General features: G+C 63.8%; 17 protein-coding genes. 13 read left to right on the top strand and 4 right to left on the bottom strand.

Translation table 11 applies throughout. The annotated features are described in order from the left end of the window. Positions 1 to 77: 77 nt before the first annotated feature. Complete coding sequence (locus CCR95_RS01785; protein WP_201091322.1) at positions 78 to 401, bottom strand: hypothetical protein; 324 nt, start codon at positions 399 to 401, stop codon at positions 78 to 80. Positions 402 to 523: 122 nt separating this feature from the next. On the opposite strand from CCR95_RS01785, the gene CCR95_RS01790 reads away from it, so the two are divergent. From CCR95_RS01790 to CCR95_RS01820, 7 genes are all read left to right on the top strand, one after another. Continuing rightward, on the top strand, positions 524 to 2,263 hold the full coding sequence (locus CCR95_RS01790; RefSeq protein ID WP_201091323.1) for an Lcl domain-containing protein: 1,740 nt from the start codon (positions 524 to 526) through the stop codon (positions 2,261 to 2,263). 346 nt (positions 2,264 to 2,609) lie between these two features. Continuing rightward, positions 2,610 to 4,538 (top strand): sensor domain-containing diguanylate cyclase, encoded by a 1,929-nt coding sequence (locus CCR95_RS01795; protein ID WP_201091330.1) that lies wholly within the window; start codon positions 2,610 to 2,612, stop codon positions 4,536 to 4,538. Between the two features lie 110 nt (positions 4,539 to 4,648). Beyond that, entirely contained in the window at positions 4,649 to 5,542 is an 894-nt protein-coding gene (locus CCR95_RS01800) for an N-acetylmuramoyl-L-alanine amidase (RefSeq protein ID WP_242523001.1), read from the top strand. Positions 5,543 to 5,630: 88 nt separating this feature from the next. Beyond that, positions 5,631 to 5,930 (top strand): FHA domain-containing protein, encoded by a 300-nt coding sequence (locus CCR95_RS01805; RefSeq protein ID WP_201091332.1) that lies wholly within the window; start codon positions 5,631 to 5,633, stop codon positions 5,928 to 5,930. Beyond that, positions 5,927 to 6,238 carry a hypothetical protein gene (locus CCR95_RS01810; RefSeq protein WP_201091334.1) on the top strand — a complete coding sequence of 104 codons (312 nt, stop codon included), beginning with the start codon at positions 5,927 to 5,929 and terminating at the stop codon, positions 6,236 to 6,238. The genes CCR95_RS01805 and CCR95_RS01810 overlap by 4 nt, the downstream gene beginning before the upstream one ends. Positions 6,239 to 6,498: 260 nt before the next feature. Next, complete coding sequence (locus CCR95_RS01815) at positions 6,499 to 8,265, top strand: AAA family ATPase (RefSeq protein WP_201091336.1); 1,767 nt, start codon at positions 6,499 to 6,501, stop codon at positions 8,263 to 8,265. 159 nt (positions 8,266 to 8,424) lie between these two features. Further along, positions 8,425 to 9,729 carry a peptidase MATCAP family protein gene (locus CCR95_RS01820; protein ID WP_201091337.1) on the top strand — a complete coding sequence of 435 codons (1,305 nt, stop codon included), beginning with the start codon at positions 8,425 to 8,427 and terminating at the stop codon, positions 9,727 to 9,729. Positions 9,730 to 9,865: 136 nt separating this feature from the next. Here the strand turns inward: CCR95_RS01820 and CCR95_RS25770 are convergent, their stop codons facing one another. Continuing rightward, entirely contained in the window at positions 9,866 to 9,994 is a 129-nt protein-coding gene (locus CCR95_RS25770) for a hypothetical protein (RefSeq protein WP_276570221.1), read from the bottom strand. Positions 9,995 to 10,152: 158 nt separating this feature from the next. Between CCR95_RS25770 and CCR95_RS01830 the strand changes: the two genes are divergently transcribed. Both CCR95_RS01830 and CCR95_RS01835 read left to right on the top strand, forming a co-directional pair. Then, positions 10,153 to 11,364 (top strand): AAA family ATPase, encoded by a 1,212-nt coding sequence (locus CCR95_RS01830; protein ID WP_201091339.1) that lies wholly within the window; start codon positions 10,153 to 10,155, stop codon positions 11,362 to 11,364. After that, positions 11,361 to 12,023, top strand: a complete 663-nt coding sequence (locus CCR95_RS01835) for a DUF4276 family protein (protein WP_201091340.1) — start codon at positions 11,361 to 11,363, stop codon at positions 12,021 to 12,023. The genes CCR95_RS01830 and CCR95_RS01835 overlap by 4 nt, the downstream gene beginning before the upstream one ends. A 69-nt stretch (positions 12,024 to 12,092) precedes the next feature. On the opposite strand, the gene CCR95_RS26035 is transcribed toward CCR95_RS01835, so the two are convergent. Further along, positions 12,093 to 12,485, bottom strand: coding sequence for an RNA-dependent RNA polymerase family protein (locus tag CCR95_RS26035; protein WP_338115325.1), 393 nt, complete (start codon positions 12,483 to 12,485; stop codon positions 12,093 to 12,095). A gap of 234 nt (positions 12,486 to 12,719) precedes the next feature. Between CCR95_RS26035 and CCR95_RS01840 the strand changes: the two genes are divergently transcribed. Next, entirely contained in the window at positions 12,720 to 13,733 is a 1,014-nt protein-coding gene (locus tag CCR95_RS01840) for an amino acid ABC transporter substrate-binding protein (protein WP_242523002.1), read from the top strand. An 18-nt stretch (positions 13,734 to 13,751) separates the two neighbouring features. After that, positions 13,752 to 15,101 carry an ArsB/NhaD family transporter gene (locus tag CCR95_RS01845; RefSeq protein WP_201091342.1) on the top strand — a complete coding sequence of 450 codons (1,350 nt, stop codon included), beginning with the start codon at positions 13,752 to 13,754 and terminating at the stop codon, positions 15,099 to 15,101. 99 nt (positions 15,102 to 15,200) lie between these two features. Here CCR95_RS01845 and CCR95_RS01850 read toward each other — a convergent pair whose 3' ends face one another. Continuing rightward, a complete protein-coding gene (locus CCR95_RS01850) occupies positions 15,201 to 15,509 on the bottom strand; it encodes a hypothetical protein (RefSeq protein ID WP_201091343.1) in 309 nt (102 codons plus the stop codon). Between the two features lie 30 nt (positions 15,510 to 15,539). Between CCR95_RS01850 and CCR95_RS01855 the strand changes: the two genes are divergently transcribed. Together CCR95_RS01855 and CCR95_RS01860 are read left to right on the top strand one after the other, a co-directional pair. Beyond that, on the top strand, positions 15,540 to 16,736 hold the full coding sequence (locus tag CCR95_RS01855) for an efflux RND transporter periplasmic adaptor subunit (protein WP_201091344.1): 1,197 nt from the start codon (positions 15,540 to 15,542) through the stop codon (positions 16,734 to 16,736). Beyond that, on the top strand, positions 16,733 to 19,864 hold the full coding sequence (locus CCR95_RS01860) for an efflux RND transporter permease subunit (protein WP_201091345.1): 3,132 nt from the start codon (positions 16,733 to 16,735) through the stop codon (positions 19,862 to 19,864). Before CCR95_RS01855 ends, CCR95_RS01860 begins: the two co-directional genes overlap by 4 nt. The last annotated feature ends 481 nt before the right edge of the window (positions 19,865 to 20,345 follow it).

Consider the following 20,345-nt stretch of genomic DNA (forward strand, 5'->3'; position numbering starts at 1 on the left):
AGCATGAACCTGTTCGAACAGGAGGGGTCGGCGATCAGCTTGGCCAAGAAGCGCCGCAAGGCCGCGTGGAACGATGACTATCGCGCCAAGGTGGTGTTCGGCTGAGGATTTAAGCGCGCTCGCCCTGAAGTAAAGATCTGTTGCACCACCTGTGCCTGCTCGGGGATGATCTCATCGCGCGCCTCGCCACCGCCCTCCCAGCGGCTGAGGTAGTGATCGCCATAGGGTGCCCCGCTGAGTTTCCGTTCGATCTTTTGAGTATTGGGACAGTGGCAAGCGAATCTGACCCGGTTGCGGACGACCTCGACCTGATCGAAAAGCCAGCGGGTCTGACCTTGATCGATGCCCTGCTGGCGAAGATCGCGGCGTTCCAGCATCGCGTCCGCACGCCCTTCGACCATCAAGCGCCGATCCCGATGGTGGCCTGATGCCACCGACGCGGCTTCGCGCCGGAACCCCTCCAATCATCCTGTGTGCTACAGTCTCGTCGCCGACCGATTCGAGTCTTCGCGGAGTACGCTTCATGGACGCCCACGCCGAGCCCCACTGTCCCCACTGCTTCAGCCAGACGAGCGCCACACCCTGCCCGACCTGTGGCTGGCATCCTGGGCTCGACAACCCGCCCCCGGCGCTTGCGCTCGGCATCGTGCTCGACGGACGCTACCGCCTCGGGCGGGTACTCGGCCACGGCGGTTTCGGCATCACCTATCTGGCCTGGGACGAGAATCTGCAACTGCGCTTGGCGATCAAGGAATATCTGCCGCGCGACAGCGCCAGCCGCGCGCCCGATGGGGTGAGTCTCGCCGTCTATTCCGGCCCGGCCGCCGAGCAGTTCGCCTACGGACTGGAGCGCTTTCTGGAAGAGGCCCGCGCGCTGGCGCGCTTCGATCAGCATCCCGGCATCGTCACCGTCAAGAGCTTCTTTCGCGCCCACGGCACCGGCTACAGCGTGATGGATTACGTCGAAGGGCTGACGCTCAAGCAGTATCTGGAACAGCAACCGGGCGGACGGCTGCCGTTCGACCAAGCCCTGCGCCTGCTGCTACCGGTGATGGACGCCCTGCGTGCCATGCACCGGGAGGGCTTGCTGCATCGCGACATCGCCCCCGACAACATCTATGTCAGCCGCAGCGGGCGGATCAAGCTGCTCGACTTCGGCGCCGCGCGCTTCGCCGCCGGCGAACACAGCAAAAGCCTGTCGGTCATCCTCAAACCCGGCTATGCCCCGGAAGAGCAATATCGGACCAAAGGCAAGCAAGGCCCCTGGACCGATGTCTACAGCCTCGCCGCGACGCTCTATCGCGCCATCACCGGCGTGCTGCCGCCCGAGGCGCTGGATCGGGTGGAACTGGATGAGTTGATTCCGCCGTCGCGGTTGGGAATTGCGATCGCTCCGGCGCAGGAGGCGGCGTTGCTCAAGGCGCTGGCGGTGCGGGCGGGGGATCGCTATCCGAGCGTGGCGACGTTGCAGGAGGCGTGGAAGAACGCGATTGCCTCAGTAGCGCAGCCGGAAGCTCCGCACGAGACGCCGAAGCCAGAGCCACAACGCGCCTCATCGGAGGAACTGCGGGAATCGCAATCCGCCATCAAGGAGCAAGACCATCGTCATCAACGGCCCGCGCCTATCAAGCCTCACGCTCGTTCGGGGGGTGGATTGCTCGTGGTGGTGGTGATTGCGCTGGTGCTGTCGTTCGTTCTGTTTGTATTACTCGATTCGCCGATGCAATCGTCATCTTTGCCAACGCAGCCAGTATCGACAAGTGAGAATGTCGCGGAAGTCCCCCACACTCAATTGATCAATGATCGTTACATCGATAACGGCGATGGCACCGTCACCGATACCACGACTGGCCTGCAATGGATGCGTTGCAGCCTGGGCCAGAACTGGAACGGCCGCACCTGCCTCGGGGAAGCAAAGATATTGATCTGGGATGAAGCGATGCGGCAGCCACAAGACTTTTCCTACGCAGGCCACAGGGATTGGCGGATGCCGACGAAGGATGAGTTGCTGACCCTGGTGTATTGCTCCAGTGGCCGGCCCCAGACCTGGAACATGACTGGCGACTCGTGTGATGGTGAGTATGCGAGACCGACCATCGATCAAACGGCTTTTCCCAATCCGCCAAGTTCGTATGTCTGGTCGGGTTCTCCCTACGCCGGCTATTCGAGCCACGCGTGGTACGTGTACTTTGGCTATGGGTACGCCCACTACTATGATCGGAGCTACAGCAGCCACGTCCGATTGGTGTGCGGCGGACAGTGATTTTGAACCATTTGTGTTTGGCTCTCTGGCTCCCGCGCTCCAGTGTAACTGCCAGTAAGTTAAGCCGTTCGTGGTGAGCCCTTCGGCTTCGCTCAGGAGAGCCTTGTCGAACCATGAACGGCTTCACGCTCAGAGGCTTAGGGTTTCCCGTTCATCTTCGACCCTTCGACAAGCTCAGGACTTAGGACGAACGGGAAACCCTTCACTGTTCGTATGATTCGTCTGGGTTTTTCGCTTCATCAGGCCATACTGAGAATTGCTGCATCCGACGTGGCAACGTGGCGCCCCATCCTGTTTGGGGTTACTCTGATCGCCTGCCCAATGACGCTCGCAACCACCGACATCGATGTCGAACAGCCCGCACCTGCACCGCATCATCTACCGCCACTATCTGCGCAGCGCGCTGGTGCCGATGCTGTTGGTCGAGTGTCTGCTGCTGGCGCTCTATTTCGGCATCACGCTCCACATCTCCGACAAGAATCAGGCGCTGTTGCTCGATGAGGTGCGGCGCAACCTGCTGGAAGTCACCGCCACCGAGACCGCGGGCATCGATATGCGGCTTGCCGAGATCGCCCGCCTGAGCCGTCTCCTGCAGGCCGATCATCAGCGGTTTTTCGCCAACCCCGAGACCTGTGTGCTGCCCCATGGCGAGCCGCGCCTTGAGCCGCATCCCAATGGCGCCTTTTACAAGACCGCGGATAATGGCGGGGCGAGCCTCTACTACTCGGCCAGTACCGTCATCGGCGCGGTCGAGCGGCGCCAGGCGCGCTGTAGCGAGGCCATCGACCCGCTGCTGCGCGCCATCGTCGAGACCCATCCGCTGGTGGCCCAGGCTTACATCAACACCGCCGATGGCATGAACCGGCTCCATCCCTTCATGCACGATGCCGCCGAGCGCTTCGGACCATCCTGGAACGTCGAGGATCTCGCCTTCTACGTCGAGGCCGACGCGGCGCACAACCCCGGGCGCGGGCCGGTGTGGACGAGCGCCTACCTCGACCCGGCGGGGCAAGGCTGGGTGATGTCGAGTCTGGTGCCCATCTACCGGGACGATCGCCTGGTGGCGGTCAGCGGCATCGACATCACCCTTGATCGCGTGGTGAACCATGTGCTGGATCTGCGCCTCGCCTGGGAGGCCATGGCCTTCCTGGTCGATGACCGGGGAACCATCCTGGCCATGCCGCCGCGCGTCGAGCGGCTCATGGGGCTGAAGGAGCTGCACCAGCACGACTATCTCGGCCCCATGGTCGAGACCCATGAAAAGCCCGATGAATACAATCTGCTGACCGGCCGGCATCCGGTCTTTCGCGACCGCCTGAGCCGCTTTTTCGATTCGCGCGACAGCAGCACCGACATCCATGTGGATGGCGTCGATTATCTGCTCATTCAGCGCATCGTCGCGCAGAACGGCTGGCGCCTCATGGTACTGGTGGACAAGGTGAAGATCTTCGCCCCCATCGAGGATCTGCGCGCGCTCAGCACCCGCATCGGTTATCTGGCCATTAGCGGTATGCTGGTCTTTTATCTGCTGTTCTTTCTGGTGCTGAACGCCAGGGCGCGCCGTCTGGGCACCCGGATCGCCAAACCCATCCACGCGCTCTCGGAGGCCACCGGCCATCTGGGCCAGGGGCTGCGCAACCATCCTCTGCGGGCAGTCGGCATCCAGGAGATCGACGCGCTGAACCAGCACTTCAACGCCATGATCGAGGAACTCGACGAGCGCACCAGCCAACTGGCCGCCAACATGGTCCGCGAGCGCCTGCGCCAGGAGGAGACGCGGACGCTGGAACGTCTGGCAAGCACCGACACCCTGACCCAGGTCCACAATCGGCGCAAGATCGATGATCTGCTGGGCGCCGAACACGCCCGCTTTGAGCGTGGCGGGCCGCCCTTCGGCGTCATTCTCTGCGACATCGATCATTTCAAGCAGGTCAACGACCAGCACGGCCATCTGGTGGGCGATCAGGTGCTCACCGAGATGGCGCGCCTGCTCGCCAGTTTGCTGCGCGAGAGCGACTGGCTCGGCCGCTGGGGCGGCGAAGAGTTCATCATCCTCTGCCCCAACGCCAGCCGCGCCGGCCTGGCCACCCTGGCCGATACCCTGCGCCAGCACATCGCCGCCCATCGTTTCGAGGTCGTCGGCACCAAGACCGTGAGCCTCGGCGCCACCCTCGCCCGGCCCGGCGAGAGCCTCCAGACCTTGTTCGCGCGCGTCGACCGCGCCCTCTATGCCGCCAAGGACGGCGGACGCAACCGCGTCGAGGTGGCGGATTAAGCGCGTTGGCAGTCTCAGCATGTGCTGGTTGGCGGGAGCAGGCAATTCCGTTGTCGATGCTCGGATCGGGATTGACTCAATAGACGCCAGTCGCGCCGACGAAAACTGACATGCGGATTCCTCCTTACGCACTCTTGCTGCTCATGACCGCCGCCATCCAGGCCGAGGCGGCGCTGCGCGAGGTGCCGGTTTCGGGACCGCCGCGGGCGGAACCGGTCCGGCAGGTGGTGATTCACGCGACGGGCGGGCCGGATTGCGATCCGGCCCGCCGTTTTCGCGGCGGTACCCTGGACGGCATCGTGGCGCACTTTCTGCGCCATCAGGGCACGATCAGTATCCATTACGTGATCGGCCGGGACGGCAGCGTGGTGAGCATGGTGCCGGAGTCGCGGGTGGCGCATCATGTGCGCGGCCGGAATGCGGATTCGATCGGCATCGAACTCGTCAACGATGGGGACGGTCGGGATCCGTTTCCGGACGCGCAGATCGCGGCGCTTGCCAGCGTCTTGCGGGGGATCCTGGACCGGCATGGATTGCGGTTTTCCAGCGTCAAATCGCACGCGGAACTGGATGATTCGTCTCTGACTTGTGAGGGCCAGCGGATCAAGCGCAAGCAGGATCCAGGGGCGGCGTTTCCCTGGAGCCCGCTGCAACGCGCGGTCGAGTCGCGCGCGCTGGCGGTGCCGACCGTGCGAAAGGAGGAACGCGCGACCGCCCCGGACGAGGCGGCAAGCCAACGGAATCGGCGTCAAGAAGAACTCCGCGCGCGGCTCAGGCAAAACGCGCGGGATCAGGATGACGCACGAACGGCGCTCCGTTTGAGCCGACAGCAACGCGCGCGAGACCCGGAAGCCGCCGCCCTGGCGATGCGGCAGGGAGACGATCAAATCGGCTCCATGGAGGAGGCGATCAGCCAACTGGAGCAACGTGAAAAGGAACTGCGAGCGGAACTCAAGGCGGTCGGGCAGACGCGGGAACGCGCGGCCGTCGACGACTCGCGCTGAAGGCGATAGCCGGGAAAGTTTCTAACGTAATCAAATCTTTGAAACCCGGAGCCAGCCTGATCAAACACACCGGCAGGAGCGCGATGTGATGTCTTTGTTACCCTGGCGGTTATTCGCCCTGTCTGCCGTTCTGGGCGCCACGGTGGTCGTCCACGCCGGCCAGCCAGCGGAGATCGCCATTTCACAGGCACTGGCCGAGGACGATGAGGTTTCGACGCAGCATGCGCGTTTGAGCCTTCAGGGCCGGCAGACGATCCTGGAGGATCTCGGTTCCACCAATCGGACCTGGCTCAACGGCGTGCCGCTGTCCGCGCCGCATCCGGTGCGCGACGGCGATGTCCTGCGCGTCGGTCAGACCGAGTTACGTCTCGGCGGGAGCGGGCGTTGAGTAGGCTAACCTTGCAGCCGGGCAATGCCCAATGGATCGGCACGCGCCCGGAGCAACAGGACGCCTTTGGCTTCGCCGGCTGTTCGGCCCAGGGCGCCAATCCGCCGGGCGGGGTGCTGGTGGTTCTGGCCGACGGCATGGGCGGTCTGCGCGAGGGACGCGCGGCGAGTCAACTGGCGGTCAAAAACTCAACACCACGCTGGTTGCGCTGGCCGAAAGCGCGCTGCTGGAGCTGCTGCTCCATCTGGTGCAGGCACGCGAAGAACTGGCCGTCAATCAGGCCGGGTATTACACTCTGGTCAATCTGATCAATCGGTTGTATGCGGGGCGTTAGACGTGCCTTGGAAGTCAAGGAAGTGGCTGTCAGGAAAACTCCAGGGCCGTTGCGCTCAACCCTGCGAACGAAGCGCGCTCTTTGCGTAGACAGACCATCCTGATCTGTCCCGTCAGGGTTGGAAGCCCTGGCGCAGCAGATGGTTGCCGAAACTTCGGCGCCGCTGTGCGAACCCCATTGCCCATGCGTGCGCGATTGACAAGCCGCCGAGCACACTGAAGTGGGAGCCCTCGCATGAAATTACCCTATGGCCTGAGCAATTTCGCCACGCTGATCGCGGACGGCTATTTTTATCAGGATCGCACCGACCGCATTCCACAGTTGGAGGAGGCCGGTCGGCAACTGATCTTCATCCGCCCGCGCCGCTTCGGCAAAAGTCTGCTGCTTTCGATGCTGGAGCACTATTACGACCTGAACCGCGCTGACGACTTTGAAGCGCTGTTCGGCGGGTTGTCCATCGGTCGCCAGCCGACCGCGCTGCGCAACCAGTATTTCGTGATGAAGTGGGACTTTTCGCTGATCCAGTCGCAGGGGACGCTGCGCGAGATCGAATCCGCGCTGCATCGCCATCTCAACGACTGCATCGAGGAATTCGCGCTGCGCTATGCCGCGCGTCTGACGCACCCGATCGAGATTCGCGACGACAATGCGCTGTCGTCCTGGCGCTCCGCCCTGATGGCGGTTTCGCAGACCCCGCACCGGCTCTATCTGCTGATCGACGAATACGACAACTTTGCCAACGAGGTGCTGATGGGCGGTCAGTCGCCGGAGCGTTACGACGCGCTGCTGTACGGCGAGGGCTTGCTGAAAACGGTGTTCAAGGCGGTGAAGGCGGCGGCGGGCGGCATGGGGCTGGATCGGGTCTTTATCACCGGCGTCTCGCCGGTGGTGTTGAGCGATATGACGAGCGGGTACAACGTCGGCAAGAGCATTGATCGGGAGCCTGAATTCAACGATCTCTGCGGCTTTTCCGAGACCGAGGTCAGCGCCGTGCTGACGCGTTTGAGCGGGGAGGGCGCCGCCTGGTCGGCCAGAGAGGCCCTGGACACCATGCGTACCTTTTATAACGGTTACCGATTCAGCGATCTGGCCGAAACCAGCGTCTACAACCCCACGCTGAGTCTCTATTTCCTCGATTACTTGCGTCGGCGGGGCCGTTATCCGCACCAGATGCTCGACGAAAACCTGGCGATGGATCGCAACAAACTGGTCTATATCGCTCAGCTTCCGCACGGCGAGGCGGTGTTGATCCAGGCGCTCAGCGGCGACGAGGCGCTGGTGATTGCGCAACTGGCGCAACGCTTCGGCGTGGCCGACGTGCTCGCGGCTGCCAAGGACGAGCGGTTCATGGTGTCGTTGCTCTATTACTTCGGCATCCTGACCTGGGCCGGTCGGACCGGATTCAACGAGGAGGTCTTTAAGATCCCCAATCTGGTCGCCCGCGCGCTCTATGTGGAACGTCTGCGGGAACGCTGGCTGCCGGATCCGGCGGATCAGACCAGCGTCCAGCACATCGGCCGGGTGGTCTGTCAGACCGGCGACCTGGCCCCCTTGTGCGACTTCATCGAGCAGCGCTATTTCAGCGTGATCTCCAACCGCGACTATCGCTGGACCAACGAACTGCTGATCAAGTTCGCTTTTCTGACCCTGTTGTTCAACGACCGGCTCTATATGACCGTCTCGGAGTTGGAGAGCGCCCGTGGTTATGTGGATCTCGCGCTGATCCTGCGCCCGGACATGCGCCGCTTCCAGGCGCTGGATCTGCTGCTGGAGTTCAAGTATCTAGGGCTGAAGGAACTGGGGCTGAGCGGCGAGCAGGTGCGCGCGCGTTCCCGCGCCGACTTGAGCGTCCTGCCCGCCGTGGCCGCGAAGCTCGATGAGGCCGAGGCGCAGGCGCGCCGCTATGGCGCGACCCTGCGCGCGAGCTATGGCGTCTCCGATCTACACGCCTTCGCGGTGGTGGCGCTGGGGGTGGAGCGGATCGTCTGGCGTACTCTGTGACTCGGCTCTTCATCGAAGACATCGACGGTTCCGATTTTCTTGCTCAAACACGAACGGCGGATGTCAAACCCGCTTTGACTTTCGAGGGGAAACGGGAAATCCCGATGCGCTGGACGCGAAGCCATGATCCTGAATCCGACAGTTTTGGAGCCTTTCCGCATGACCGATGCCACTGAACGGGAGAAAGAGCGCATCCGCGCCGTCGCCGGCCTGCTGCACACCGCCTGCAAACCCTTGCGCATCCTGCGGACCCTCGCCTGGGAGCCGGAGGTGAAGGAAACCTTCCTGGAACAGGGCGGCCGCGAGCTGCCGCAGGTGAGCTATCCCGCCTTCGACCCCACGCCCAGCATCGAGGCGGTGCGCGAGGCGCGTCGCCAGATCGTGCCGGTGACCACCATCGACCTCTGGCTCGACCGTCAGGCCAATGCCATCGAACTTAGCGCGCGGATGCTGGCGGCGGTGGGGACCACGGGGTTCTTCGAGTACGGCCGCCAGCTTTACGGCGAACCGACCGCGCCCCTGCGCTATGTGCCGATCACGCCGCTCGACCTGGCGCAAAGCGTCCTCGACACCATCACGAATCTCGCCCATATCGAAATCCATACCGCCCCGCCCAGCTACCACACGGCGGACTCGGTCGCGGCGGATCTCGACGTTGCGGTGCGCGCCCATTTCGGCGATCAGGCGCCCGCCATCGAGCTGGTCGACCGGCTGTCCGCCAATGCCCTCGCCACCTCGCGGGCGATCCGGATCCGCCGGGGCGCGCGCTTTACCGATCGCGATTTCGTCCAACTGCTCCACCATGAAGCCTATATCCATGTCGCCACCTCGCTGAACGGCAAGGCCCAGACCGAGTTGCCGCTGCTGGCGGCCGGGCATCCGGGCACGACGCGCACCCAGGAGGGGCTGGCCGTTTTCGCGGAGGTGATCAGCGGTTCCATCGAACTCGACCGCCTGAGCCGCCTGGCGGATCGGGTGCTGGCGATTCAGATGGCCATCGATGGCGCGGACTTCCTGGAGGTCTATCGCTATTATCTGGAGCGCACCAGCGACCCGGACCAGGCGTTCGAGAATGCCCGGCGGGTGTTTCGCGGCGGGGTCATCACCGGTGGCGCGCCCTTCACCAAGGATCTGGTCTATCTGCTGGGACTGCTCCAGGTGGACAACTTCATCCGCGCGGGCTTCGCCGCCGGGCGGGCCGACTGTCTCAGTCTGCTGTTCTGCGGCAAGCTCGATCTCTTCGACATTCCGGCCCTGTGCGAACTCTACGCGCTGGGTCTGTGCCGACCGCCGCGCTTTCTCCCGCCCTGGATCAGCGACCCGCGCCATCTGCTCGCCATGCTCACCTTCACGGTGTTCACCAGCCGCATCAGTCTGGAGCCGATCGTCGAGGTAGCGCGCAAGCTGCTCGACAGTGCACCGATGGTGCGGATGCCGGGGGCAGGTCATGCCGAGTCGTGTTGAGGTGGATGCTTTTGACAATGGGAACAAAATATACAAGGGGCGAATTCATTCGCCACGATCAAGCAAATCTCCGACACGATCTTATGTCCCGTGACGATTGACTGAAAGGACGTGTCTCCTTGCCTGGCCATGCCTATCATGTCACCGCCAGCACGGAGGCACGATTGCCGCTGTTCCGTGATCTTGCCTGCGGGCGATTGGCGGTGACGGAGATGCGCACGCTGAACGACCGTGGCGCCTTGACATCGCTTGCCTGGGTGGTCATGCCGGATCATGTCCATTCGTGGTTGCCAAATCCACTGCCTTGCTCTGAGAGACAAGATAAGGCGTACAAGAATCCTGACAACCCCAGCGCCTGGTGCTCGCGGCCTGGGATTGCCTGAACAGCCGCGAAGGGAACGCGGAACAACAAGGAGATTTGGCATGACGCATTCGGCGTTTCTCACCCGCGTAGTGCTGCGCAATTACAAAAGCATCGGCCACTGCGATGTCCGTTTGCAGCCGCTGACTTATCTGGTCGGGGCGAATGGATCGGGCAAGAGCAATTTCCTCGATGCCCTTCACCTGGTGCGCGATGCGCTGAGCGGCTCGTTGGACAATGCGCTGAACGAGCGCGGCGGTCTTGCCGAGGTGCGTCGTCGATCAAGCGGTCATCCAACGCATTTCGGCATTCGGCTGGAGTTTGCGTTACCCGATGGGACGCCGGGGCACTATGCCTTCAATATCGGCGCGCTGAAGGGCGGTGGTTATGAGGTCCAGACTGAAGAGTGCGCCATCGGTGGCCTTGGCAAAGGCCCTTTCTACAAGGTCGAGCGGGGCAAGGCGACGGCGACGAGCGAAACAACCTTCCCGGCGGTCACGGCCGACCGCTTGGCACTGGTTTCCGTCTCGGGTCTGACCGCGTTTCGCCCCCTGTTCGATGCGCTGACATCCATGGGTTTCTACAACCTCAATCCGAAGCTGATGCGCGAGCCGCAGAAACCGCAGGACGGCCGCCTGCTCAAGCCGGTCGGCGAGAATATCGCTAGCGTCATCGGTCATTTGGAGCGGACCGCCCCGGCGCAGATGGCGATCATTCAGGAGTATCTGCAGACCGTCGTCCCCATGGTGCATGGCGTCGAGCGAAAACCGTTCGGTCCGACGGAGACCCTGGAGTTTCGTCAGGAGATGGCTGGCGCGAATCATCCCTGGCGCTTTCTGGCGCAGAGCATGTCCGATGGCACCTTGCGAGCCTTGGGTGTGCTCACGGCGCTGTTTCAAGGCAACCGCGATGATGCCCCGACATTGGTGGGCATCGAGGAGCCCGAAACGGCGCTCCATCCCGCCGCGAGTGCGGCCTTGCGAGAGGCATTGACGAGGGCCACCGAGCACACGCAGATCATTGTCACCAGCCACAGCCCAGACCTTCTGGATGATCGCTCCCTGAGTGCGGAGTCACTCTTGGCCGTGGTGTCGGAGGCGGGCGAGACGCGTATCGCGTCAATCGACGAGGCATCGCGCGCGGCCATGCGTGATCATCTCTTTTCGGCGGGTGAGTTGCTGCGGTTGAATCAATTGGCGCCCGATCCAGCGGAGCTTGCCGCCCAAGCGCAACAGCAGTCTGATTTGTTCGGCGAGGGTGAGGGCAAGCGATGAGCGCCGTCGCCGCGATCGTCGAGGGGCATGGCGAAGTCGCCGCCTTGCCCATCCTGCTGCGCCGGCTTGGCGAGTGGCAAACACAAACACCCGGAACGTTCGTGCGGACACTGCCGCCGATCCGAGTGCATCGTGACCGATTTCTCAACCGCGAGGACGAGTTCCGACGGCATCTGTTGCTGGCTGCGGCAAAATGCGGCGATACCGGATGGATACTGATTCTGCTGGACGCGGACGACGATTGCCCGGCGGAGTTGGGGGCGCTGATTCTGCAACGGGCGCGGGTCTGTGTCCCCCATCGCCGCATCTCGGTGGTGCTGGCGAACCGCGAGTATGAAGCTTGGTTTATTGCCGCCGCCAAGTCTCTTGACGGTCATCGGGGTTTCGCTTGCGACCCAGGCAACGGCGTTGAGGCGGAAACGCCACGCGATGCCAAGGGATGGATAAGCGAGCACATGGCGACCGGAAGCTATGGCGAGACGACGGATCAGCCAGCTTTTTCGGCACGCATGGATTTGCAGCAGGCATTCGAGCTCAGCCGCTCCTTTCGCAAGCTCTGCAATGAATGGCTCAGACAGGTTCAATCGGAATTGGACGGCGGAAGCGAGTCGCCGACATCATCTGGCAAAACGCACGTCGCGAGAAAACCGTGCATCTGAGGACTGGATCGCATACCTCAATCTGTCCGCTTTTCGGCCCATCGTCGGACACGACCGGATCCCATGGGATTAGCGCAGCCCGCCCAGTCGCCATCGATACCAACGCCAAACGTACTGCCGGAGCTGGTTCTCGTCAGCTCCGCGCGCATGAAGCCGGCGCGCACGGTCGATCAATCGGTTGATGGATGGCCTGGTCGGCCGCCGCTTGCGGGAGGCTTGGAAGCGATACCCCAGAAAGTCGAACCCCCTGGCCGTGCGGCCGATGAAACGTTTGTCAGGATGAACCCTGACCTTCAAGGCTTCAAGCACTCGATACATCCGCCGGATGGCGACTCGGAGCGCCTGTCGCGTCGGTGCAAAGATGACGAAGTCATCCATGAAGCGCCGAGAGCAAATCCCGCGCGGTCGTGCCAACGCCTCCATCGCCCGATCCAGCGGGGTGAGAGAGAGCGCACCCAGCAGCGGCGCGGATCACGGACGCGACGCTGACGCGTGGCAGCCGAGAGACGAATAATCCTTCACGGCCGCGATGATTCGTCTGGGTTTTTCGCTCCATCAAACCCTACCGAGAATTGCTGGGCGAGCGAGCGGTCGCGTGTCATTCCTTGTCGGATTCGGTTATCGTGAGTTCAAACAAACATGCATTCGGCGGGGTTCAGTCAGATGAGATCCGGATCCTCTCGTTGGTCGACGCTTTTGTTCCTTCTCCTTTTCGCTTGCGTCCTGGCGCTCCTCGGCCCGCTCGCGAGCGCGGGTGATGTGCTGGACACGCTCAAGTCGCGCGGGATGCTGCACTGCGGGGTCAGCGAGGGCATCCCAGGGTTTTCCGAACGCGATGCGGCAGGACGCTGGCAGGGATTCGATGTCGATTTCTGCCGCGCCGTGGCCGCCGCCGCGCTGGGCGATGGCGAGAAGGTTCAGTTTGTGCCGCTCCGCGCCTCGACCCGCTTTCCCGCCCTGCAGGCGCACAAGATCGATCTGCTGGTGCGCAATACCTCCTGGACCTTGACCCGCGAGGCGATCCTTAAGCTTCAGTTTCCGGCGATCCTCTTCTACGACGGCCAGGGTTTTCTGGTGCCGGCCGGATCGCCGGTGCATGCACCCTCCGACCTCGCCGGGGCGACCGTCTGTATCGAGAAGGGGACCACTCATGAGCGCAATCTGCGGGACTATTTCGCCGCTCGCGACCTCGCGGTCACTCCCTTGGTGTTCGATTCCGCGACTGGGGTGGCGGACGCCTTCGCAGCCGGCCGCTGCCTCGCCTACAGCTCGGATGCCTCCCAACTCGCCGCCGTGCGCTCGCGTCTTCCCGCCGGTCGCGATGGCTGGCGCATCCTGGAGGAACGGATCTCCAAGGAGCCGCTGGCGCCCGTGCTCTGGGGCGGCGATCCGGAATGGACGACCCTGGTGCGCTGGGTGCTGTTCGCGCTGATTCTGGCGGAGGAGTCGGGCGTCACCCAGGCCAATCTGGATCAGGTGCTTGCCACGGATCTCACCCCCCTGTCCCGCCTGTCGCATGACGAACGCGCCCTGCTCGCGGATAGTCTGGGTCTGTCGGCGGGCTGGGCGGCGCGCGCGGTCAAGGCCGTCGGCAACTATGGGGAGATGTTCGAGCGCAATCTCGGCGCGGGCAGTCCGCTCGGCATCGAACGCGGCCTCAACCGGCTCTGGAATCAGGGCGGACTTCTGTATGCCCCGTCCATCGACTGACCGCGGGAGAACCGAGCGATGAGCGCACTCGACATCTGGCTGATCGTGGGGGTCTTCGCCGGCGTGATCCTGCTGATCGCGTTTGACGCGATCGACATGATGGTGGCGGCCCTGCTCGGGGTCTGCGTCCTGATCGTCCTCGGCCTGCTGGAACGCAGCGACCTGCAGGAGGCGTCCAAGGTCGCCGGCGGTCCGCTCGCCTTGCTGTTCGGGGGCATGGTGGTCGCGCGCGTGCTCGCCAGGACGGGCATCTTCGAGCGCCTCGGCGAGGTCTTTCTGCGGGCCACCGGCGGGAGCGGAAAACGCTATCTGTTGCTCCTGGTCGCCCTGGTGGCACCGGTCTGCGCCCTGCTGCCGAACGCCACCGCCGTGATCCTGCTCGCCCCGGTCATCATCGGCGTGGCCAGGTCGCTCCGGGCGGACTTTGTCGGCCCCATGATCCTCGCCGCCCTGGTCAGCAACTCGGCCGGGATGCTGACCTTGGTCGGCGACCCGGCGACCTTTCTGGTCGGCAGCGCCATCGGTCTGTCCTTCATCCAGTATCTCCAGCAGGTGAGTCTGGGCGGTCTGCTGGCGGTGCTGGCGATTCTGCCGCTCCTGCCGCTTCTGATGCCGGACATCTGGCGTCTGCGCGTCCCGCTGCCGGCCAAAACCCCCTTGCCGCGCATCGAACGCAAGGGCTTCGTGACCTTCGCCCTCCTGGTGCTCGTCGTCATGGTCGCGCTCTTCCTGATCGGCGAATCCCTGCCGACCCATATCGTGCCGCCGGCGGTGGCCATCATTGGCGCCACCTTGGCGCTGCTCGTCATCCATGGCGCGCGCGTCGAGCCGGTGGACGCCGTGCTGCGCGACATCGACTGGAAGACCCTGGTGTTTCTCGGCGCCATCTTTGTCCTGGTCCAGGCGTTCGCCAAAACGGGTCTGTTGCAGGGGCTCTCGCTGCAACTCTATGACTGGTTCGGGGCTGAGCTGACGCTGGTCGCCCTGCTGCTGCTCGCCGGCATCGGGCTGTTGTCGAGCCTGCTTGCTAACATCCCGGTGGTTGCCGCCGCGTTGGTCATGACCAAGGGCTATCTGGTGGCGGCCGAGGCCGTGCCCGAGGTTGCGCTCGCCGCCGGATTCACCGATTGGCCGGCGGCGACCCTGCCGGTGTTCATCGCCATGATGTTCGGCGCCACGCTCGGCGGTAATGCGACGCTGGTCGGCGCCTCCGCCAACATCGTGAGCGTCGGCATCTGCGCCACCCAGGGCGAGCGGGTGAGCTTCATGCGCTTCGCCCGCTATGGCGTGCCCATCATGATCGTCCAGTTGAGCATTGGGGCAGTCTATGTCCTGGCGTTGAGTCGCTCTCTGCGCTTGACGGAGTAGAAGACTGACTGGGTCTCGCCTTTGCGATTGGGCAACCCGTGGATACTCCGTGCCGATGCCAGTGCTTTTTGCGTCCGATCCATCGACTGAATGGATTGCTCAAGCCGCCTTCGTGCAGACCTCGAAGCGTTGCCCGTCGAACGGTTGGCGGGTCTTGAGCAGGTCATGAATGGCATGCGGCTTGTCGGAGGCGCATCGCGCGCCAGCGTCTGACCAAACCGCCCCCGCGCAACCGGGGTACGGTTGCTGTCGGGATGGATTCGCGAACCTCGACGGGTTGTCGGACAGATTGCGGATTCGCGCCGACAGACGCGTTTTTAGACTGGCCTCGGTCATGGCGTCGCCCTTGCGTTCGTCAGGGTCTCGCGTTAGCTTCGCACGTCTTTCCCGCGCCAACCTGGCGTGCATGGGTTTCTCTCATCCTGGAGCGGTGTAACGATGCCAATTCATTCCCCCGACTCGGCTTGCCAGGCGCGGCAGTCCGTCCTGGACGCGGGTTCCCGCGGTGGCTGGTCCACGCGCGTCCTGGTGGCCGGGATCGCGCTTGCACTCATCGGCTGCGGCAAACCCGAGCCGGTCGCTGTTGCGGCGATGCCGCCCCCGGCGGTGGTCGCGGTCGCGGCCAAGTCGCAAGCCATCGAGGACGAGGCGCGCTTCGTCGGCCGGGTGGTGGCGGTGAACCGGGTCGAGCTGCGCGCGCGGGTGGAGGGCTTTCTGAAAGAGCGCCGCTTCACCGAGGGCGATCCGGTGGCGGCGGGCGATGTCCTCTTCCTGATCGAGCCGGAACAATATGAGGCCATCGTGGAGCAGCGTCAGGCGGATGTCACGAAGGCCGAGGCCGATGCGCAGAACGCCGGGGCCCAGCTCAAGCGCGGTCTGGAGCTGCTGACGCAGAAGAATATCGCCCAGGCCAAGGTCGACGAGTTACAGGCGGCGGCATCCGTCGCCAAGGCGAGCATCGCCCAGGCCAAGGCCGCGCTCACGGCGGCCCAACTGGATCTGAGCTATACCCGGATCACGGCCCCGGTTGCCGGGCGGATCGGTCTGGCGCAATACACGATCGGCAATCTCGTGACTCCCTCCTCCGGGGTGCTGGCGACCATCGTCAGCCGCGATCCCATCTATGTTCAGTTTCCCCTGACGCAACGCGAACTGCTCCAGGCCCGGCGTGACGTTAAGGACCGGGGCATGGACGGCAAGAACGTCGTGGTGAGGGTCCGCCTGCCCGATCAAACGCTGTACGAGCATTCGGGGCGCCTCGACTTCGTCGATGTCACGACCGACGCGGGGACCGACTCGGTGACCCTGCGCGCCGCGTTGCCCAATCCCGACGGTCTGCTGGTGGACGGTCAGTACGTCGGTCTGGTGCTCGAAAGCGGCGAGCCTAAGTCGGCGATCCTGATCCCCCAATCGGCGATGCAGATCGACCAGCAAGGCGTTTATGTCCTGATCGTCGATGGCGAGAGCAAGGCGCAGGTGCGCCGTGTGGAGACCGGTCCGATCAAGGGGGCGAACATCGCGGTGACGAAGGGGCTTCAGGAGGGCGAGCTGGTCATCGCCGAGGGCATTCAGAAGGTGCGCCCCGGCCAGGCGGTCAAGACCGCGCCGGCGCTCGATGGGGGCGCGGCGCCATGATCTCCGACACCTTCATCGACCGACCGCGACTGTCGATCGTCATCTCGGTCGTGATCACGCTCGCCGGGCTGATCGCGATCACGCAGATTCCGATGGCGCAGTTCCCGGACATCGTCCCGCCGCAGGTTTCGGTCACCGCGTCCTATCCGGGCGCCAGCGCGTCGGTGGTGGAGTCCACCATCGCTCAGCCGATCGAGTCCCAGGTCAACGGCGTCGACAACATGCTCTACATGAAGTCGACCAGCGGCAACGACGGCAGCTATTCGCTGAACGTGACCTTCGCGCTCGGCACCGACCCGGATATCAATACGGTCAATGTGCAGAATCGGGCGAATCTCGCCACCGCCCAGCTTCCGGAAGAGGTCAAGCGTCAGGGGCTGACGGTCAAGAAAAAATCCACCGCCATGCTTCAGGTGGTGGCGATCTACTCGCCCAAACACGCCTATGACTCGCTGTTCCTGAGCAACTACGCGACGATCAACGTCATCGACACCCTGGCGCGGGTGCCGGGCGTGGGCGAGGTTTCGCAGTTCGGGCCGCTCGACTACAGCATGCGCATCTGGCTGGACTCGGACCGTCTGACCGCGCTCAGTCTCACGCCGTCCGACGTGATCTCGGCGATCCAGAGTCAGAACGTCCAGGCGGCGGTGGGTCGCATCGGCGCGCAGCCCATGACGCCGGACCAGCAGTTCCAGATTACGCTCCAGACCCAGGGCCGGCTGAGCGACGCGGCTGAATTCGAGAACATCGTGGTGCGCGCCAATCCGGACGGTTCCAACGTCCTGGTCAAGGATCTCGGGCGGGTGGAACTGGGCGCCAAGCAGTCCGACCGGATGAGCCGGCTGGACGGCAGCGACACGGCCGCGATGGCGATCTATCTGGCCCCCGGCGCCAATGCGGTGGCGGTAGCGGATGGCATCCAGGCGGCGATGGATAAACTCGCCGAACGCTTCCCCGACGATCTGGACTACGCGGTCGTCTACGACACCACGGATTTCGTCAAGGCGAGTCTGGAAAAGGTGATCCACACCCTGTTCGAGGCGTTCGCGCTGGTGATCCTGGTCGTGTTCGTTTTTCTCGGCAGTTGGCGCGCGACCCTGATCCCGCTGATCGCCGTGCCGGTCGCCCTGATCGGCACCTTCGCGTTTCTGCTGATGATCGGTTTTTCGGCCAATACCATCTCGTTGCTTGCCGTGGTGCTCGCCATCGGGATCGTGGTCGACGACGCCATCGTGGTGGTCGAGAACGTCGAACGCATCATGGAGGAGGACGGCCTAGCGCCGCGCGAGGCGGCCAAGAAGGCGATGGGCCAGATCACCGGTCCCATCATCGCCATCACCTTGGTGCTGCTGTCGGTCTTCCTGCCGGTTGCCTTCATTCCCGGCATCACCGGGCAGTTGTTCCAGCAGTTCGCCGCCGTGGTCGCCTTCTCGATGCTGATCTCGGCGATCAACGCGCTCACCCTGTCGCCGGCGCTGTGCGCCATCCTGCTCAAGCCGACCCATCACAAACGCGGACCCATGCGTTACCTCATGCGCGGGATCGACCAGGTTCGCGATGGTTATGCCGGGATCGTTGCGCGTCTGGTGCGCTTCTCGCTGCTCGTGTTGGTGCTGGTGGCGGGCGTCGGACTGGCCACCGGCTGGCTGTTTAAGATCACCCCGACCGGCTTTCTGCCCGAGGAAGACCAGGGCGCCTTCATGGCGCAGATCCAGTTGCCCGAGGGTGCTTCGGTCAACCGTACCCTGGAGGTTGTCAAACAGGTCGAAGCGCTGATCGGCCAGGATCCGGCGGTCGCCCATGTGCTGACGGTGCCGGGTTTCAGCATCCTCGACGGCGTGGTGCAGTCCAACAGCGCACTGGCGGTGATTCGGCTCAAGCCCTTCGAGGAGCGGACCACGCCCGATCTCAAGGCAACCGCCGTGATCGACCGGGTCGCCGTCCAGGCCGCCGGTATCCCGAGCGCCCGTGTCATGCCCTTCAATCTGCCGCCGATCATCGGACTCGGCACCGGGGGCGGATTCGAGTACCAGCTCCAGGATCTCCAGGGCCGCACGCCGGCCGAACTGGCCGCCGCCATGCGCGGTCTGGTGCTGGCCGCCAATCAGGATCCGGCGCTCGCGCGGGTCTTCTCCACCTGGGCGACCGATAACCCGCAGATCTTTCTCGACATCGACCGCGAGAAGACACAGACGCTGGGGGTTCAGGTCAGCGACATCTTCACCGCGCTCCAGGCCACGCTGGGCGGCTATTATGTCAACGATTTCAATAAATTCGGACGGGTTTGGCAGGTCCAGATCCAGGGCGAGGAGAGCGATCGGCAGCAGTTCGACGATGTCTATCGCATCCATGTCCGTAACAGCCAGGGCGAAATGGTGCCCATCCGAGCGGTGATGACCCCGGAACTCATCCTGGGTCCGCAACTCCTGCAGCGTTACAACAACTACCGCAGCGTCACCATCCAGGGCGGACCGGCGCCGGGGCGCAGCTCCGGCGACGCGCTGGCCGCCATGGAACGACTCTCCGCCACGACCCTGCCGAGCGGCTATGGGTTCGAGTGGACCGGCACCGCTTTCCAGGAAAAAGAGGCCGGCGGCAAGACGCCCATCGTGCTCGGACTGGCGGTGCTCTTCGCCTACCTGTTCCTGGTCGGACTCTATGAAAGCTGGTCCATGCCGGCGGCGGTGCTGCTCTCGGTCACCGTCGGCGTACTGGGGGCGATGTCCGCGCTCTGGATCGCCGGACTGCCCAACGACCTCTACGCCCAGGTCGGCATCGTGGTGCTGATCGGACTGGCGAGCAAGAACGCCATTTTGATCGTCGAGTTCGCGATGGAGGAACGGGCGGGCGGCAAACCCTTGTTGGAAGCCGCTACCCATGCCGCACGGATGCGGATTCGCGCCGTGCTCATGACCAGCTTCGCCTTCATCCTTGGATTAGTGCCGCTCATCATCGCGAGCGGGGCCGGAGAGGCCAGCCAGCGCGGCGTCGGCACCGCCGTCTTTGGCGGCATGCTCGCCGCCTCGCTGATCGGGATTTTCCTGATTCCGATGCTCTATGTGGTGTTTCAGCGGTTGCGCGAGAAGGTGCATGGCAGGGCGGTCGATTCGGTCGCTGGCTTAACGTGATTGCCTGTCACTCGATCTTCGAGTTTTTAAGGTTTGACTTTAGCCATGGCGATACGCTAAGCGCAGGCACAGACCTCTGCTGCGCGGTATCGCAACTCGGGTGTCGGTTGTTGGCGCCCCAGCTCACGCCCGCTCATGTGCTTGCTCGACGAAGCCAGAGGAAACAGGGTCTTGATGGTCTGCGCCAGTTGCGCGAACTGTGCGAACCGCACAGCGCAAACGGGTATCGGGTGGCACCACGGAAACCGAAAGCACTCCCAGTGCAATCGGTCTCATCACCCTTGGTGTGAAGGCAACAGGAAAGCCCGGTGCCGGAAAACGGCACGCCGGGTTTGACATGGCGGGAGCTGGAAACGTGATCATTGGAGCCGGATTGAGGGCCAGCACGAAAGGGCTGGAAGCACCACTGGCCCCTACCGTCGGCGCGCCAATTCCCGACCCTACCGGAGGGAGGGGAGGCGAGAGCCTTCCCTACCCCTAT

Origin of the sequence: Thiocystis minor, assembly GCF_016653465.1 — a bacterium.
Taxonomy (GTDB): Bacteria; Pseudomonadota; Gammaproteobacteria; order Chromatiales; family Chromatiaceae; genus Chromatium; species Chromatium minus.

Bases quoted from the DNA above. Each gene is read 5' to 3' on its own strand.
- CCR95_RS01785 (WP_201091322.1), bottom strand. From the start codon at position 401: ATGGTCGAAGGGCGTGCGGACGCGATGCTGGAACGCCGCGATCTTCGC.
- CCR95_RS01790 (WP_201091323.1), top strand. From the start codon at position 524: ATGGACGCCCACGCCGAGCCCCACTGTCCCCACTGCTTCAGCCAGACG.
- CCR95_RS01795 (WP_201091330.1), top strand. From the start codon at position 2,610: ATGTCGAACAGCCCGCACCTGCACCGCATCATCTACCGCCACTATCTG.
- CCR95_RS01800 (WP_242523001.1), top strand. From the start codon at position 4,649: ATGCGGATTCCTCCTTACGCACTCTTGCTGCTCATGACCGCCGCCATC.
- CCR95_RS01805 (WP_201091332.1), top strand. From the start codon at position 5,631: ATGTCTTTGTTACCCTGGCGGTTATTCGCCCTGTCTGCCGTTCTGGGC.
- CCR95_RS01815 (WP_201091336.1), top strand. From the start codon at position 6,499: ATGAAATTACCCTATGGCCTGAGCAATTTCGCCACGCTGATCGCGGAC.
- CCR95_RS01820 (WP_201091337.1), top strand. From the start codon at position 8,425: ATGACCGATGCCACTGAACGGGAGAAAGAGCGCATCCGCGCCGTCGCC.
- CCR95_RS25770 (WP_276570221.1), bottom strand. From the start codon at position 9,994: ATGACCACCCAGGCAAGCGATGTCAAGGCGCCACGGTCGTTCAGCGTG.
- CCR95_RS01830 (WP_201091339.1), top strand. From the start codon at position 10,153: ATGACGCATTCGGCGTTTCTCACCCGCGTAGTGCTGCGCAATTACAAA.
- CCR95_RS01835 (WP_201091340.1), top strand. From the start codon at position 11,361: ATGAGCGCCGTCGCCGCGATCGTCGAGGGGCATGGCGAAGTCGCCGCC.
- CCR95_RS01845 (WP_201091342.1), top strand. From the start codon at position 13,752: ATGAGCGCACTCGACATCTGGCTGATCGTGGGGGTCTTCGCCGGCGTG.
- CCR95_RS01850 (WP_201091343.1), bottom strand. From the start codon at position 15,509: ATGCACGCCAGGTTGGCGCGGGAAAGACGTGCGAAGCTAACGCGAGAC.
- CCR95_RS01855 (WP_201091344.1), top strand. From the start codon at position 15,540: ATGCCAATTCATTCCCCCGACTCGGCTTGCCAGGCGCGGCAGTCCGTC.
- CCR95_RS01860 (WP_201091345.1), top strand. From the start codon at position 16,733: ATGATCTCCGACACCTTCATCGACCGACCGCGACTGTCGATCGTCATC.